General features: G+C 72.1%; 15 protein-coding genes. 9 read left to right on the forward strand and 6 right to left on the reverse strand.

Annotated elements, in window-relative coordinates:
- The first annotated feature begins 168 nt into the window (after positions 1–168).
- Positions 169–1,023 carry a prenyltransferase/squalene oxidase repeat-containing protein gene (locus ABGB10_RS14455; RefSeq protein ID WP_347661380.1) on the forward strand — a complete coding sequence of 285 codons (855 nt, stop codon included), beginning with the start codon at positions 169–171 and terminating at the stop codon, positions 1,021–1,023.
- A gap of 47 nt (positions 1,024–1,070) precedes the next feature.
- Here ABGB10_RS14455 and ABGB10_RS14460 read toward each other — a convergent pair whose 3' ends face one another.
- Positions 1,071–2,312: a glutamate-5-semialdehyde dehydrogenase gene (locus ABGB10_RS14460; RefSeq protein WP_347661381.1), complete on the reverse strand. Its 1,242-nt coding sequence runs from the start codon at positions 2,310–2,312 to the stop codon at positions 1,071–1,073.
- Positions 2,313–2,376: 64 nt separating this feature from the next.
- The gene (proB, locus tag ABGB10_RS14465; protein WP_347661382.1) at positions 2,377–3,534 is read right to left on the reverse strand and encodes a glutamate 5-kinase; all 1,158 of its coding nucleotides are present in this window, start codon (positions 3,532–3,534) and stop codon (positions 2,377–2,379) included.
- Between the two features lie 13 nt (positions 3,535–3,547).
- Here proB and ABGB10_RS14470 point away from each other — a divergent pair, with 13 nt between their 5' ends.
- Positions 3,548–3,859 (forward strand): MGMT family protein, encoded by a 312-nt coding sequence (locus ABGB10_RS14470; protein WP_347661383.1) that lies wholly within the window; start codon positions 3,548–3,550, stop codon positions 3,857–3,859.
- An 88-nt stretch (positions 3,860–3,947) separates the two neighbouring features.
- On the opposite strand, the gene ABGB10_RS14475 is transcribed toward ABGB10_RS14470, so the two are convergent.
- Positions 3,948–5,162 carry a hypothetical protein gene (locus tag ABGB10_RS14475; protein ID WP_347661384.1) on the reverse strand — a complete coding sequence of 405 codons (1,215 nt, stop codon included), beginning with the start codon at positions 5,160–5,162 and terminating at the stop codon, positions 3,948–3,950.
- Positions 5,155–5,718 carry a SigE family RNA polymerase sigma factor gene (locus ABGB10_RS14480; protein ID WP_347661385.1) on the reverse strand — a complete coding sequence of 188 codons (564 nt, stop codon included), beginning with the start codon at positions 5,716–5,718 and terminating at the stop codon, positions 5,155–5,157. Before ABGB10_RS14480 ends, ABGB10_RS14475 begins: the two co-directional genes overlap by 8 nt.
- A 172-nt stretch (positions 5,719–5,890) precedes the next feature.
- Between ABGB10_RS14480 and ABGB10_RS14485 the strand changes: the two genes are divergently transcribed.
- The gene (locus tag ABGB10_RS14485) at positions 5,891–7,327 is read left to right on the forward strand and encodes an MFS transporter (protein WP_347661386.1); all 1,437 of its coding nucleotides are present in this window, start codon (positions 5,891–5,893) and stop codon (positions 7,325–7,327) included.
- Positions 7,324–8,841 (forward strand): aminotransferase class V-fold PLP-dependent enzyme, encoded by a 1,518-nt coding sequence (locus ABGB10_RS14490; protein WP_347661387.1) that lies wholly within the window; start codon positions 7,324–7,326, stop codon positions 8,839–8,841. Before ABGB10_RS14485 ends, ABGB10_RS14490 begins: the two co-directional genes overlap by 4 nt.
- Before the next feature lie 60 nt (positions 8,842–8,901).
- Here ABGB10_RS14490 and ABGB10_RS14495 read toward each other — a convergent pair whose 3' ends face one another.
- Complete coding sequence (locus ABGB10_RS14495; protein WP_347661388.1) at positions 8,902–9,180, reverse strand: hypothetical protein; 279 nt, start codon at positions 9,178–9,180, stop codon at positions 8,902–8,904.
- Between the two features lie 218 nt (positions 9,181–9,398).
- On the opposite strand from ABGB10_RS14495, the gene ABGB10_RS14500 reads away from it, so the two are divergent.
- The 3 genes from ABGB10_RS14500 (at position 9,399) to ABGB10_RS14510 (ending at position 12,221) form a co-directional block, all read left to right on the forward strand.
- Positions 9,399–9,761 (forward strand): hypothetical protein, encoded by a 363-nt coding sequence (locus ABGB10_RS14500; protein WP_347661389.1) that lies wholly within the window; start codon positions 9,399–9,401, stop codon positions 9,759–9,761.
- A 224-nt stretch (positions 9,762–9,985) separates the two neighbouring features.
- Positions 9,986–10,567, forward strand: coding sequence for an NADH-quinone oxidoreductase subunit B (locus ABGB10_RS14505; RefSeq protein WP_196929437.1), 582 nt, complete (start codon positions 9,986–9,988; stop codon positions 10,565–10,567).
- Between the two features lie 337 nt (positions 10,568–10,904).
- Positions 10,905–12,221 (forward strand): DUF2252 domain-containing protein, encoded by a 1,317-nt coding sequence (locus ABGB10_RS14510; protein ID WP_347661390.1) that lies wholly within the window; start codon positions 10,905–10,907, stop codon positions 12,219–12,221.
- A gap of 16 nt (positions 12,222–12,237) precedes the next feature.
- On the opposite strand, the gene ABGB10_RS14515 is transcribed toward ABGB10_RS14510, so the two are convergent.
- On the reverse strand, positions 12,238–13,284 hold the full coding sequence (locus tag ABGB10_RS14515) for a glucose 1-dehydrogenase (protein ID WP_347661391.1): 1,047 nt from the start codon (positions 13,282–13,284) through the stop codon (positions 12,238–12,240).
- A 105-nt stretch (positions 13,285–13,389) separates the two neighbouring features.
- Here ABGB10_RS14515 and ABGB10_RS14520 point away from each other — a divergent pair, with 105 nt between their 5' ends.
- The gene (locus ABGB10_RS14520; RefSeq protein WP_347661392.1) at positions 13,390–14,106 is read left to right on the forward strand and encodes an NADH-quinone oxidoreductase subunit C; all 717 of its coding nucleotides are present in this window, start codon (positions 13,390–13,392) and stop codon (positions 14,104–14,106) included.
- Positions 14,106–15,068, forward strand: a complete 963-nt coding sequence (locus tag ABGB10_RS14525; protein ID WP_278141774.1) for a complex I subunit 1 family protein — start codon at positions 14,106–14,108, stop codon at positions 15,066–15,068. The genes ABGB10_RS14520 and ABGB10_RS14525 overlap by 1 nt, the downstream gene beginning before the upstream one ends.
- The last annotated feature ends 149 nt before the right edge of the window (positions 15,069–15,217 follow it).

Raw genomic sequence — 15,217 nt, forward strand, 5'->3', positions numbered from 1 at the left:
CTGACCGCCGCACCCGGCCCGCAACGGCGGCCCCGGTGGCCGCCGCCCGTCGCTATGGCAAATCGACGCAAGCCACGACGGGTGGCCCTGCGGTCGGAGCGACGCAGCCATGCCGGGCCAACCGATTCCCCGAGGCGGGATCGCGTCTGCGCAGGTAGCGTTCCCGCCGTGGTCGACTTGGAAGCCGCGATCGGGTTCGTCGTGGCGCACGGTGATGCGGTGGAACGCGCCCGCCTCTCCTGGCTGCGCAACGGCACCGCGGTGCCCGCCAACCTGTTGGAGACGGCAGAGGTCGGCCAGTCGTCGGACGGTGGCTGGCCGGCCACCTGGGGCGGTGAGGTGGCCTCGATCGACGCCACCTGTTTCCGGCTCGCCGAGTTGGACGACCTGGGAGCACTCGGCCGTCCCGCAGCTCGTCGCGCGCTCGACTGGCTGGCGTCCCGGCAGCAGGCCGACGGCGGTTGGGACGAGGACGCGTCGCTGGCCGACTCGGCCCCGGAGTGGGCCCGGCCGGGCGACCCGGAAGCAGGGTTCCTCGTGTCGGCCAACGCCGCTTTCTGGCTCACCGTCGCCGGCCTGGACGCGCGCGCCTCGGGCCCGCTCGACCATCGGGTCGGTGGGGCGTACGCCGGGGTGGTGCAGGCGGCGGCCCACTCACTGGCCGCGCGGCTGCGTCCGGACGGCAGTTGGCCGTCGTACCTCGCCGCCGGCTGGTTGAGCGCGGCGGTGCTGCACCGGCAGGAGATGTTCCAGGAGTCGGCGCGGATCCAGGTGGTGCTCGCCGAACGGATGCCGAAGATGTCTCCGGGGAATGTGGCGTGGTTGGGGGCCACGCTGCGCCGGGCCGGCATCGACCCGCAGGACTGGATCATGGTGCGGGCCCTGCGCCGGCTGGCCGAGACCCAGCGCAGCGACGGCGGCTGGGAGAGCGACGACGGCCACCAGTTCGACGTGCACGCCACGCTCTCCGCGATCCGAGCCGCCCGGCCCACGCCCGCCGCGGCGGGCGTGACCCCAGGCTGAGCGCCTGATTCAGAAATCGAGGCATCCGGGCGAGCCGGACACCAGCCCTAGCGCAGGTGCCCGTTTCCGGTGACCACGTACTTCGTGCTGGTCAGCTCGGGTAGACCCATCGGGCCACGGGCGTGCAGCTTCTGGGTGGAGATGCCGATCTCCGCGCCGAAGCCGAACTCGCCGCCGTCGGTGAACCGGGTCGACGCGTTCACCATCACCGCCGCCGCGTCCACCCGGGCGACGAAGTCGCGGGCCGCGCTCGCCGAGTCGGTGAGGATCGCCTCGGTGTGCCCGGTACCGAAGCGGCGGATGTGCGCGACCGCCGCGTCCAGTGAGTCGACCACCGCCACCGAGATGTCGGCGGACAGGTACTCGGTGGCGTAGTCCTCCTCGGTGGCCGGGACGACGGCGGCGGAGTACGCGGCCACCTCGGGGGAGCCGTGCACGGTCACCCCCGCCTCGGCGAGAGCGGCCAGCATCGGCGGCAGGAACGCGTCGGCGACGTCCGCGTGCACCAGCAGCGACTCGGCGGTGTTGCAGGTGGAGAGGCGTTGCGTCTTGGCGTTCAGCGTCACCGCGACGGCCTTCGCGACGTCGGCGGCGGCGTCCACGTAGACGTGGCAGTTGCCCACCCCGGTCTCGATCACCGGGACGGTCGACTCCTCGACCACGGTGCGGATCAACGACGCGCCACCGCGCGGGATGAGCACGTCGACGAGCCCTCGGGCGCGCATCAGTTCCTTGACCGAGTCGCGGGAGCCGGCGTCGAGCAACTGCACCGCGTCGGCCGGCAGCCCGGCCCCGGCGACCGCGTCGCGGAGCACCGCGACCAGCGCGGCGTTGGAGTGTGCGGCCGAGGACGACCCGCGCAGCAGCGCCGCGTTGCCCGACTTGAGGCAGATCCCGGCGGCGTCCACGGTCACGTTGGGTCGTGCCTCGTAGATGATGCCGACCACCCCGAACGGCACCCGGATCTGACGCAGCTCCAGCCCGTTGGGCAGGGTGGAACCACGAACCACCTCGCCCACCGGGTCGGGCAGCGCGGCCATCTGGCGCAGCGCGTCGGCGATGCCGGCGACCCGTCCCGCGTCGAGGGCGAGCCGGTCCAACACGGACGCGCTCAGCCCGGCGTCGCGGCCGGCCGCCAGGTCCGCCTCGTTCGCGGTCAGGATCTCCGGGGTACGCGCCACCAGCGCGTCGGCCATCGCCACCAGCGCGGCGTCCTTGACCGTACGGGTGGCGACGGCCAACTCCGCAGCGGCGTCCTGGGCCCGTCGGGCTTGTTCGACGACGCTCATCGATTGCTCCTCGCGTTAGGAAGGGGCCCTTGTACAACACCAGGCGTTAATAGGGGGCCTTTGCTTACAGCAGCACCAGGTCGTCGCGGTGGACGACCTCTCGTTCGTACGCCGGGCCGAGCGCCGCGGCGAGTTCGGACGTGGAACGGCCGAGCAGCCCGGGCAACTCCACCGCGTCGTAGTTGACCAGCCCTCGGGCGACCGACGCACCGGCGGTGTCCACCAGGTCCACCGGGTCGCCCGCGGTGAACGTGCCGTCCACGGCGGTGATGCCGGCCGGCAGCAGCGACTTGCGTCGCCCGACGACGGCGGCCACCGCGCCCGGGTCGAGGTGCAGCCGCCCTCGGGGTGAGGTGGCGTGGGCCAGCCAGAACAGCCGGGCCGTCGGGCGTCGCCGCTGCGGGTGGAACAGCGTGCCGACGGGCTCGCCGGCCAACGCCGGACCGGCCAGGTCGGCGGCGGTGAGCACCACCGGGATGCCGAAACCGGTGGCGATCCGGGCGGCCTCGACCTTGGTGACCATGCCGCCGGTGCCGACACCGGACCGGCCGGCCCCGCCGATGGTGATCCCGGCGAGATCCGCGTCGCCGTGAACCTCGGTGATCCGGGTCGACTGCGGCTTGGTGGGGTCGCCGGTCCAGAGCGCGTCCACGTCGGAGAGGAGCACCAGCAGGTCGGCGTGCACCAGGGCGGCCACCAGCGCGGCCAGCCGGTCGTTGTCGCCGAACCGGATCTCCTGGGTGGCCACCGTGTCGTTCTCGTTGACGATCGGCACCGCCCGCAGGTCGAGCAGCTTGCGCAGCGTCCGGTACGCGTTGCGGTAGTGCGCCCGCCGGGTCACGTCGTCGACGGTGAGCAGCACCTGCCCCACCGTGCGGCCGTGCCGGGCGAAGCTGGCCGCGTACCGGCCGATCAGGAGGCCCTGCCCGACGCTGGCGGCGGCTTGCTGGGTGGCCAGGTCGCGCGGGCGTCGGATCAGGCCGAGGGGGGCGAGGCCGGCGGCGATCGCGCCGGAGGACACCAGCACCACCTCGCGGCCTTCGGCGGTGAGCCGACCGAGGGTGTCGACCAGCGTGTCGACGCGCTCGTCGGCCAGACCGCCGGTGGCGGTGGTCAACGAGGAGGATCCGATCTTGACGACGACCCGCCGGGCCGTCGTGACTGCGTCGCGCACCCGCCCATTCTGCGTGGTCACGGCCGCACCGCCCGGCGGCGTTCCCATATGGTGGCGGATTGTGACACCTGACGAGTACGTCGAGGCGGTGCTCGACCTGGTCGAGCGGATCCCGGAGGGCCGGGTCATGTCGTACGGCGCGGTCGCCGACGCGCTCGCCGAGCGATCGGGTCGCACCTCGGCGCGACTGGTGGGCAACATCATGGCCCGCCATGGCGGCTCGGTGCCCTGGCACCGGGTGGTGACGGCGGCTGGTCGGCTGCCACCGGGCCACGAGCGGGAGGCGCGGGCCCGGCTGCGCGCCGAGGGGGTGCCGCTGCGCCCTGGCGGGGTGGACATGGCGGCCAGTTGGTCGCCGGACGAGGATCGGTGACCAGCGTCGAGCGGGGTGTGGTCGGTGGCGCGGACCGCCAGCGACGCGGTGTCCCGTCCGGGCCAGGGACGGGGCACCGCGAGGTGGTTCAGAGTTTGAACGGGAGATCGACGCTGTTGTCGTCCTCCTTCAGGTCGGGCCACTGGCGGTCCTGGTCATCGTGGTGGGAGACCCAGAATCCCCGGATGTGCGCGTCGGGCCCGGGCGTACCCGGCACCAGGTGGACGAACGTGTAGCGCCGCGATCCACCGGCCGGTACTCCGGGTAGCAGGCACGACCGGTCGTCAGTCTGGGTAGCGTGCTTCGGGTCGCACTTCGGCCAGTCCCCGCCCGCCGGCTCGAAGTCGAAGCCACGGAAGGAGATCTGGGGCGCGTCGAGCGGCCCCGCGTTGGTGACGGTGAAGACGGTGGTGAGTTCGCGCCGGGTGTCGGCACCGGGGACGTCGACCAGTTCGTGGGTCATGCTCAACCTCAGGTCGGTGAGTCGGGGGTCCTTGCCGAATGTCGTGGGACCGTCGGTCTGACTGAACCGCTCCCCGTCCCACCGGTACGTCCGCACCTGCTCCCGCCGCAGGTAGGTCGGTGTGCCACAGCACGGGACGATGTCGGCCACGCGCACCTCGGCCGACCCGTTCCGGTTGATCTCCACCGCGAGGATGTCGTCGAACCCGTCGCCGGTCCGGACCACCCTTCCCACCGTCACGATCCGACCTTCCGGGTCCCGGTCGAAGGCCACCACCTGCTTCGCCGACGCCTCGCCGTACCGGCAGGCGACGATGGCGATGGTTTCGACGGCACCGTCGCCGTCGATGTCGCCGTGCTCGAACTCGTCGTCGCCGAGCATCGACACGTAGGTGTCCGTCGTGTCGTCCTTCAGCCGCACCTTCGAAGTGGTGCAGCCGCCCTCCGCCATGCCCGACGGCCAGCTCGGCAGGTCGACCCGGGTGGCGAGCAGTTGCGCCCGGCTGATCCGCCCGTCCGGGGCGTTCGGGGTGCTGGTGGCAGTCGACGGTGACCCGGTCGGTGTGGGCGCCGGCGTCGACGGTGTCGACGTCGGCGTGGCCGTCGGTTCGACGGACTCCGCCGGCACCGGCGGGTTCCGGTCGCCGCGCAGCGCGGCGTTGGCGACGACGGGCGCCACCACCAGGACGACCGCCGCAGCGGCCACGGCCACCGCCGTCATCCGACGGCGTCGGCGCAGGTGGTGTCGGGCCTGGTCGGGGCCGGGGCCGGTGACCCGGCTGACCACGTCGTTGCGGTACGCGGAGAGCCGCTCGCGCAGGAGCGGGTCGAAGTCAGACATCGCACACCCCCGCGGTGTTCTCGTCGAGCAGGCCGGCCAGTGCCGTCCGGCCGCGGTGCAACCAGGACTTGACGGTGCCCTCGGCCACCCCTTCCTGAGCGGCGATCTGACTCACCGACAGGTCGGCCAGGTAGTGCAGGATGACCGCTCGGCGGTGGTTGGCGGGCAGTTGCGCCAGCGCCGCGTCGATCGCCACCCGGTCGGGGTTCGGCCCGGCCACCTCCGCGTCGGTGGGCCGCTGCCGCAGCAGGTGGTTGCGGGCGGTACGCAGGCGTCGCCAGCGGCTGCGGGCCAGGTTCCACGCGACCCGGCGGACCCAGGCCACCGGGTCGTCGTATCGGACCAGGCGGTCCCAGCGGGCCAGCGCCCGGTAGAACGCCTCCTGGGCCAGGTCCTGCGCGTGTCCCAGATCCCCGGTGTACGCGCACAGTTGGGCGGTCACGCTGCCGAAGTGCGCGTGGTAGAAGTCGTCGAAGGTGATCGTCACCTCGACCGTCGCACCGGCCGTCCGTGCCGCCGGTGGCTCGTTGGCGCGGGCTCCCATCGTTGCTGTCACTGCCCCTCCCCCGTCACCGCCGGGCTGGTCTGCCGTCGGCGCTGGTAACACTCCGAGACTGCGGAGGCGGTTGCGGGTCCGACTGCCGTCAACCCGACTGTTCGGATGTCCGCATCAGGCGGGCGGATGAGGGGATGTGACCTGCGGCATAACGTGAGTAACATTCGGGCCCATGAAAACGCCGCCGGGCACCGGCTCGTCAGCCGCCGGCTCGCTGCCTCGCCCGGTGCACGCCGGCTACGCGCTCGGCTCGCTGGCGACCGGCGCGTTCGGCACCGTGCCCGGTCTGCTGCTGCTGCCGTACCTGACCGACACGCTGGGTGTGGCCGCCGGACTGGCCGCCCTGCTGGTGCTGCTGCCCAAGGCCTGGGACGTGCTGGTCAACCCGGTCGCCGGGCGGATCTCCGACCGCACCCGGTCACGCTGGGGCGCTCGCCGTCCGTACCTGCTCATCGCCGGCCTCGCGCTCGCCGTCCTCTTCGCGTCGATCTTCGCCGCGCCGTTCGGCAACGGCCCGGCCGCCGCGGCGTACGTGGCGTTCGCCTTCCTCGCCACCGCCACCGCGTTCGCCTTCTTCCAGGTGCCGTACGTGGCGATGCCGGCGGAGTTGACCGACGACTACGCCGAGCGCACCCGGTTGATGACCTGGCGGATCGCGGTGCTGGCGTTGGCCATCCTGGTCTCCGGTGCGGTCGCCCCGCTGGTGGTGAGCGCTGGCGGCGACGGTGTGGCCGGGCACCGGTGGATGGGGCTGTTCGTGGCGGCGCTGATCGCCCTCGGCGCCCTCGGGGCGTTCCTCGGCACCCGGTCCGCGCCGATCGGCACGGTGAGCGGGAGCGAGCCGACTCTGCGCGCCCAACTCGCCGTGGCCGCCGCCAACCGCCCCTTCCGGGCGCTGCTGATCTGTTTCGTCGTGCAGTCCGCCGGAGTGGCGACGATCCTGGCCGGGGTCAACTACTTCGCCGGGCAGATCCTGCGCGACGACAAGAATGGGCCGACCCTGCTCTTCGTCTGCTTCGTCGGGCCAGCGCTGCTGGTGATGCCGATCTGGGCCCGGGTCGGTGCCCGGCTGGGCAAGCGGACCGCGCTGGTCGCCGCCTCGCTGATCCTCGCCGTCGGGGCGCTCGCCCTGGTCGCCGCGTCGGTGCTGCCGACGGTCGCCGTCTACCTGGTGGTCGCGGTGATCGGCGTCGGGTACGCCGGGCAGCAGGTCTTCGCGCTGGCGATGCTGCCGGACTGCATCGCGTACGACACGGCGCGTACCGGTCGACGACAGGCGGGTGTCTTCACCGGCCTGTGGACGGCCGGGGAGACTCTCGGTCTGGCGCTGGGCCCGGGTATCTACGGCCTGGTGCTCCAGCTCTCCGGCTACGTGTCCTCCGACACCGGCTCGGCGGCGGCCCAGTCCGACACGGCGCGGCTGGGCGTCCTCCTCGGCTTCACGCTGATCCCGGCCCTGTTGATCGCCCCGCCGATCCTCCTGCTCCGCCGCTACACCCTAACCCCGGCCATCCTGGCCGACGCGATCCGTGACGACCGCGTCGATCATGGAGTTGTGGTGGGGGACGAAGCCGTTGACCGTCACGAGAAGGGCACCATGACTCCATGATCGACGAGACCAGGGTGGGGGCCGGGGCATTTTCCGCCGACGGGGCGCCGGCGGATGTCGCGTTGCCTCTCGGGGTCGCGGCTGAGGTTGCGCTCGACGAGGTTCGGCAGTTGCGCGCCGGCGACCGGCCGACCCACGGGGGGCAGTTGTTCGCGTACGTCTACGACCCCGCGGTGCCGGGCCTGGACGAGCTGACCGCCGCCGCGCACCGGGAGAGCGCACACGTCAACGGGCTGGACCCGACCGCGTTCCCGTCCCTGCTGGCGATGGAGAACGCCTTGGTGGGCGCCGCCGGCCGGGTGCTCGGCGCCGGCCCGGGCACGACCGCCCCGGACGCCGTCGGCAGTGTCACCAGCGGCGGCACCGAGTCGCTGATCCTCGCGGTCAAGACGGCCCGGGACGCGCACCCGGAGATCGCCGAGCCCCGGATCGTGGTGCCGTCGAGCGCCCACGCCGCGTTCGCCAAGGCGGCGCACTACCTGCGGGTGGCGATGGACGTCGTGCCGGTCTCCCCGGACACGCTGCGTCCCGACCCGGCCGCGATGGCCGCCGCGATCCGCCCGGAGACGGTGCTGGTCGCCTGCTCCGCGCCGTCGTACGCGCACGGGGTGGTGGACCCGGTCGCGGAGATCGCGGCGGTGGCCGCCGACGCCGGAGTGCGCTGCCACGTGGACGCCTGCTTCGGCGGCTGGACCCTGCCGTACCTGCGCCGCCTCGGTGAGCCGGTGCCGGCGTTCGACTTCGCGGTACCCGGGGTCACGTCCATCTCGGTGGACCTGCACAAGTACGCGTACGCGCCGAAGGGTGTGTCGGTGCTGCTGCACCGGGACGCCGCGCTCCGCGCCCCGCAGTACTTCGCGTACGCGGACTGGCCCGGCTACACGATGATCAACCCGGTGATCGCGTCCACCCGCTCGGGCGGGCCGATCGCCGCCGCGTACGCCACGGTGCGGCACCTCGGCGACGACGGTTACCTGCGGCTCGCCACCGTCACCCGGGACGCGGTCGCGGGCCTGGCCGACGCGGTCCGCGCCGTCGACGGGTTGCGGCTGATGGCCGAGCCGGAGTCGACGGTGGTGTGCTTCACCGCCACCGAGGGCGGCCCCGACCTGTTCGTCCTGGTCGACGAGCTGACCGCGCGTGGTTGGCACACCCAGCCCCAACTGTCGTACGCGGGCCTGCCGGCGAGTGTGCACCTCACGGTGACCGCCTCGGTCGCGCCCCGAGTCGCCGAGTTCGGGCCCGACCTGGTCGAGGCGGTGGCCGCCGCCCGGACGGCCGGCCCGGTCGCGCTCCCGCCCGAGCTGATGGCGCTGGCGACGTCGCTGACCCCGGACGCCCTCACGCCCGAACTTGTCGCCGGACTCGCCGCCGGGCTCGGACTCGGTGGCGGTGGCGCGTCGACGCCGGACCGGCTGGCGGTGGTGAACACACTGCTCGACGCCGCCCCGCCGGCGTTGCGCGAACGGCTGCTGGTGGAGTTCGTCGGCCTGCTGCAACGCCCCACCTGGTGACCGGAGCGCCGGCCGCGCCGTAGGCCCCCGTGGCGTACGACGCGGCCGGCGAAGGGATCGTCAGCGGTAGGTCATCCGCACCAGGTTGTCGGCGTCGTTGACGTCCGGCAGGAAGTTGAAATCGCTGTCCATCGGCCGGACATCCACGTCGGCCTTCCCGGTGCCCACCGTGGTTCCCACGCCCACCCGGAAGCTCAGGTCCAGCCGCACCTCCGCCCCCGCCGCCAGCCGACCCAGGTTGCAGGCCACCGGCTCGCTGCTCTCCCGGGCGCCTGCGCACGGGGCCCACCCGTCCACGTCCGGGCGCACCGGAGCGGGCACACCCAGTCGTAGCGCCACGTGGGCGACCGGCCCCGTGCCCCGGTTACGAACCCTCGGCAGGTTACGGGTGAACCGGCGAGCGTTCCTGACGTCTGCGGCCACGCGCGCCCGCGTCGCACAGATGAGGCAATCCATCAACGGTCATATGTATAGACAAGTGCCGCTATAAGTAGGTTTCGTGGTATTCGTGGCTTCCGTACGGTCAAGTCATCAACCAAACGACACGGGGAGAGACCATGACGATGCGAAAGATCCTGCTCACCGGAGTGACTGCGGCAGCCGGGCTGGCCCTCGGCCTGGGCGGCGCGGCGACAGCCGTCACGGCGATCGGCCCCGGCCCGGGTGCTCCGGGTGAGATCGGCCCTGGCCCGGGTGTGGTCCTCGCGATCGGCCCGGGCCCGGGTGCTCCGGGTGAGATCGGCCCTGGCCCGGGTGTGGTCCTCGCGATCGGCCCGGGCCCGGGTGCTCCGGGTGAGATCGGCCCTGGTCCGGGTGTGGTCCTCGCGATCGGCCCGGGCCCGGGTGCTCCGGGTGAGATCGGCCCCGGCCCGGGCGTCGTGGAGCTGAGCGGACCCAGCTCGACGGTGACGACGGCCTGAATGTGACGTGCCGGCGGGACGATGGTGCCCGCGACGGGCTCGGCCAGGAATGTCGGCCGGGCCCGATCGGCAGGTCAACCGTCGTCCGGCGGCAGCTTTGACACTGATTCCGTGCCTCTCGTCGTCGGCGGCTGTGCGCGGTGCGCCGCACCCGGTACGAAGCCAGGAACGAGGCTCGGAGTCGCTGTGGTTGACTGTCCGGTGGGGGACAGAAGGGGGCGGTCGTGCAGCTACCGGCAGTGCTCGGTGAGCCGATCCGGTTCGTGTTGAACTGGGGGCGCCGCTACTCGCTCTGGGTGTTCAACTTCGGCCTGGCCTGCTGTGCGATCGAGTTCATCGCCACCAGCATGGGTCGCCACGACTTCATCCGGCTCGGCGTGATCCCGTTCGCCCACGGCCCCCGGCAGGCTGACCTGATGGTGGTCTCCGGCACCGTGACCGACAAGATGGCTCCGGCGATCAAGCGGCTCTACGACCAGATGCCCGAGCCGAAGTACGTCATCTCGTTCGGTGCCTGCTCCAACTGCGGTGGCCCCTACTGGGATTCGTACTCCGTGACCAAGGGTGTGGACCAGCTCATCCCGGTCGACGTCTACGTGCCGGGCTGCCCGCCCCGGCCGGAGGCGCTGCTGCACGGCATCCTGCGCCTACAGGAGAAGATCGCCGCCGAGCAGTCCGGTATCGGTGGTGTGCCGCAACGCGACGTGCTGGCCGCGCCGTTGGACGCGCCGCCCCGCGAAGCCGCCGCCCCACGCTCCGTCGACTCCCTCACCGCTCCGCCGGTGCGCCCGCCCGCCGCCAACTGACGGCGGCCAGGAGCAACCGGTCAGTCGTTGGCGGCGACGGCCAGCGTGGTCTGGGCGGTGTTGTCGCTCGGGTCGGCGTTCGGAGTCGTAGGGTCCCCGTTTGTTGGACACGTGTTTCTGGTCCTCCCGTGATGGCGGCCGGTGCCGATCGCGCCGGCTGCCTAGATTGACGCCAGTCAACCCATGGTTGTGGTTGCCGTTGCACAACCATCGATTCGCGCCGGTCCAGCATCGGTGACGAGGCGGCCCAGGGCTGTCCCGCCTCGACCTTCCCGTCTAAAGGGACAAGTCGGTTGTCCGAGGTTCGGGGTGGCCGGGCCGGGCTAGCCTGCGGTTCATGAGCAGTTCAGTGGAGCAGCGGTCCGCCCACATCGTCGACGTGCTCACCGAGGAGTTCGGCGCGTCGATGGCGATCGACCCGGCCGCCTTCCGCCGCAAGTTCCGCAAGATGGCGGCCTCGCCGTTCGCCTTCTACCGCGGCAGCGCCGCGCTGTTCTACGCCGACCAGCTCGGCGACTTCGCCGACGACCGGTTCCTGGACGAACAGACCAGCCGGGTGTGGATCCACGGCGACCTGCACGCGGAGAACTTCGGCACCTACATGAACGCCTCCGGGCAACTGGTGTTCAACGTCAACGACTTCGACGAGGCGTACGTCGGCCCGTTCACCTGGGATCTGCGGCGGCTCGCGGCCAGCGTGGCGCTGCTCGGCTACGGCAAGGCGCTCTCCGACACGGCGATCGGGGATCTCGTGGCCGGCTTCGCCCGGTCGTACCTGACCGAGCTGCGGGCGATCGCCGCCGGCGGTGACGACGCGATCGGGTCGATCACCCTGGACAACGCGGACGGCGTGCTGCGCCGGGTGCTCCAGCAGGCCCGGCTCAACACCCGTGTCGACCTGCTCGCCGCCCAGACGACGATCGACAACTACGAGCGACGCTTCTCCATCGGCGACGGGGTCTTCGAGATCGACGACACCACCCGGGACGTGGTGAGCGCCGCCTTCCACGACTACCTGGGCACCCTGCCGGTCGGCTCGTCTCAGCTCCGGCCGGTGGCGGCGCGGATCAAGGACGTGGTGCTGCGCAAGGGGGTGGGCATCGGCTCGGCCGGGCTGCCGTCGTACAACCTCCTGCTGGAGGGGCACACCCAGGCGTTGGAGAACGACGTCGTCATCTACATGAAGCAGGCGCAGGTGCCGGCCGTGGCGCGGTACGTCACCGACGAGTCGGTTCGCGGATACTTCCAGCACCAGGGGCACCGGACCGCCGAGTCGCAGCGGGCGTTGCAGGCCCACGCCGACCCGTGGTTGGGCTTCACCGAGCTGCACGGGGCCGGTCAGCTCGTCGCCGAGGTGTCCCCGTACGCCGCAGACCTGGACTGGTCCGACGTGAACGAGCCGGAGGAGCTGACCGGGGTGCTCGTCGACCTCGGTCGGGCGGTGGCCCGGATGCACTCGGTCGCCGACGACGAGTCCAGCCACGACCTGGTGGACTACTCCACCGAGGAGGCGATCGTGGCGGCGGTGGACACCGACGAGCGGGGTTTCGTCGCCCACCTGGTGGACTTCGCGCACGCCTACGGGGTGCGCGCCCGACAGGACCACCAGCTCTTCGTCGACCTGTTCCGCAACGGTCGGCTGCCGGGGATCTGATCGGGCGAGGCGTCACTCAGGACGCGAACTCCAGCACCACCTTGATGTCGTCCGGCCCCGGGGTGTACGCGTCGGCGTACCGGTTCACCGGCACCCGACGGGTGAGGAGTGACTCGAGCCAGACCTGGTCGGCGCGGGCGAGCGCCTGGGCGGCCATGCTCCAGTGCCGTCGGTTGGCGTTCACCGAGCCGAACACCACGTTGTTCTCCAGCACCAGCGCCCGGTTGAGCGCCCCGGCGTCGAAGTCGATGGTCCGGCCGCCGCTGGACACCCCGGCCAGGCAGACGATCCCGGTCGGTGCCGCCTTGCACATGACGTCGAGGACCACCGTGGGCGCGCCGGTGCACTCGATCACCACGTCCGGTTCGAACGGCAGGTCGTTGACCGGCACCGCGTGGTAGGTGGCGCCGAGCCCGGCGACCAGCTCCGGCTTCGGCCCGTCGGTGGCCCGGTCCAGCACGTGCACGGTGAGCCCACGCTGGGTGCCGAGCAATGCGGCCAGCAGCCCGATCGGGCCGGCCCCGGTCACCAGGACGGTCTGCGGCTGCCACTCGGCCCGGTGCCCGATCCGCTCGATGTGGTCCCAGGCCTTCGCCACCACGCTGGTCGGCTCCAACAGGACGCCGACCTGGGCCAGCGCCGGGTCGAGAGCGACCGCGAACTGTGGTTCGATCCGCCAACGGTCGCGGGCGAACCCGGGCAGCGCCTTGATGCCGTGTTCGGTGTACTGACCGTTGCGGCACATGTCCCACTCGCCGACGGCGCAGTTCGGGCAGGGGACCGGGTCGGGGTGCCGGACGATCCCCGCCACCAGGTCGCCGGGTTGCAGGGTGCCGCTTGAATCCTCGATCACCCGGCCCAGCGACTCGTGCCCGATGATCAGGCGGTCCGCCCCCGGCGGCGCCTCGCCGTAGTCTCCGGCGATGATCTCGTGGTCCGTGCCGCAGATGCCGACGGCGAGCGCCTCGACCAGGACCGCACCCTCCTCGGCAGCCGGCTCCGGTTGGTCCTCGACGAGGCACAGCGAATTGGCCACCCCGGGTGTCACAGTCACAGCGCGCACGCCCTCATCCTTCCCCGCCGAGGGCTGCGGCGCGCGCAAAGCCGGCAGATCGCCGGGCATCGGCGGCGGCCAGGCGCGGGCGCGGGCGGCACTAGGATCAGCGGCATGACTCCCGAAGAGGTCGGCGCTCGGCTGGTCGCGCTGCTCGCGCCGGTCGAGGCGACCCCGTCGGTCTCCGGCGGGCAACGGTTCGCCCGTGCCACCGTCGACGTGCCACCGGCGAGTTGGCTGGCCGCTGTGCGCGCCGCCCGCGACGACACCGAGCTGGCCTGCGACTTCTTCGACTGGCTCTCCGCCGTCGACGAGTTGGCGGAGGGCTTCGACGTGGTGGCGCACCTCTGGTCGACGCGGCTGCGTCACGGTGTGCTGCTGCGTACCCGGTTGCCGCGCGGTGAACCAACTGTCGCCTCGGTCGTCGACGTCTACCCGGGTGCCGCCTGGCACGAGCGGGAGACACACGAGATGTTCGGCATCGACTTCGCCGGGCACGGGGAGCTGCGTCCGCTGCTGCTGCCCCCGGAGTTCGAGGGCCACCCGCTGCGTAAGGAGTTCGTGCTCGCGTCCCGGGTGGCCAAGCCCTGGCCGGGTGCGAAGGAACCGGGCGAGTCGGAGGCCGGCGGCGGACGTCGGCCGATCCGCCCGCCAGGCGTTCCCGCTCCCGGCGAGTGGGGCACCACGCCCACCCCGGCCGGCGCGGCTGGTGTGGGGGAGGGCCCGCGCGGCGGCACCCCGGCCAGGCCGGCCGGCGAGCGTCCGGCGCGGCCCGCCCCGGGGGCCCGTCCGGGCGACGACCGACCCGACCACGATGGGGGTACGACCTGATGCCGCTCTGGGTGGAGCTGGTGCTGCGGGTGGGGGGCGTGGTGGTCGCGTTCCTCACCCTGCCGCTGCTGGTGGGCCAGGCCGAGCACAAGGTGATGGCGCACATGCAGGGCCGGCTCGGCCCGATGTACGCGGGCGGCTTCCACGGCTGGGCCCAGTTGGTCGCGGACGGGGTCAAGTTCGTGCAGAAGGAGGACGTGACTCCGCGGGAGGCGGACCGGGCGGTGTTCCGGCTGGCCCCGGCGGTGGCGTTGGTGCCCTACCTGCTGGTGCTGCTGGTCATTCCGCTCGGCCCGAACGACCTGGTCGGGCAACCGTTGGACATCGGCCTGTTCTTCGTGCTCGCCGTGGTGGGTGTCGGGGTCGTGGCGGTGCTGATGTCGGCGTGGGCGTCGGCCAACAAGTACAGCCTGCTCGGTGGGCTGCGTGGGGCCGCCCAGTTGCTCGGTTACGAACTGCCGTTGGTGCTGGCCGCCGCTTCGGTGGCGATGGCGGCGGGCACGCTCAGCCTCTCCGGCATCGTCGAGGCGTGGCAGCCGTGGTGGTTGCTCTGGCAGGCACCCGCGATGATCATTTTCTTCGTCGCCGGGCTGGCCGAGATCCGCCGACCGCCGTTCGACATGCCGGTGGCCGACTCGGAGCTGGTCTTCGGCTACATGACCGAATACACCGGGCTGCGGTTCGCGTTCTTCCTGCTCGCCGAGTACGTCGGCATCGTGGTGATCGCCGCGCTGACCACCGTGCTGTTCCTCGGCGGGTGGCAGGGCCCGTTCGCCGACGACCAGCTCGGCTGGCTCTGGACGCTACTCAAGATCTTCGCCGTGTCGTTCGTGATCATCTGGCTTCGGGTGTCCTACCCCCGCCTGCGCGAGGACCAGTTGCAACGGCTCTGCTGGCTGGTGCTGGTGCCGGCGTCCCTCGGACAACTGGTCCTCACGGCAGCCGTCCGCATCGCCCTGTAGACAGCGGCCCCTCGGGGCCCCTCGGGGCCCCTCGGGGTCGGCTCGGGTGCCGGCGGAGTATCCGCCCGCGCGACGCGGTCGAGCTGGGTCCGCGCGGGCGCTTCGAGCTGGTGCCGGGAGACGCTTTCGAGCTGATGTCGTAAACGAAT

This window comes from Micromonospora sp. B9E7, assembly GCF_039871815.1.
GTDB lineage: Bacteria > Actinomycetota > Actinomycetes > Mycobacteriales > Micromonosporaceae > Micromonospora.

Excerpts from the sequence above, each read along its gene's own strand:
- ABGB10_RS14460 (WP_347661381.1), bottom strand. The coding sequence starts at position 2,312 with ATGAGCGTCGTCGAACAAGCCCGACGGGCCCAGGACGCCGCTGCGGAG.
- proB (WP_347661382.1), bottom strand. The coding sequence starts at position 3,534 with ATGGGAACGCCGCCGGGCGGTGCGGCCGTGACCACGCAGAATGGGCGG.
- ABGB10_RS14475 (WP_347661384.1), bottom strand. The coding sequence starts at position 5,162 with ATGTCTGACTTCGACCCGCTCCTGCGCGAGCGGCTCTCCGCGTACCGC.
- ABGB10_RS14485 (WP_347661386.1), top strand. The coding sequence starts at position 5,891 with ATGAAAACGCCGCCGGGCACCGGCTCGTCAGCCGCCGGCTCGCTGCCT.
- ABGB10_RS14490 (WP_347661387.1), top strand. The coding sequence starts at position 7,324 with ATGATCGACGAGACCAGGGTGGGGGCCGGGGCATTTTCCGCCGACGGG.
- ABGB10_RS14500 (WP_347661389.1), top strand. The coding sequence starts at position 9,399 with ATGACGATGCGAAAGATCCTGCTCACCGGAGTGACTGCGGCAGCCGGG.
- ABGB10_RS14510 (WP_347661390.1), top strand. The coding sequence starts at position 10,905 with ATGAGCAGTTCAGTGGAGCAGCGGTCCGCCCACATCGTCGACGTGCTC.
- ABGB10_RS14520 (WP_347661392.1), top strand. The coding sequence starts at position 13,390 with ATGACTCCCGAAGAGGTCGGCGCTCGGCTGGTCGCGCTGCTCGCGCCG.
- ABGB10_RS14525 (WP_278141774.1), top strand. The coding sequence starts at position 14,106 with ATGCCGCTCTGGGTGGAGCTGGTGCTGCGGGTGGGGGGCGTGGTGGTC.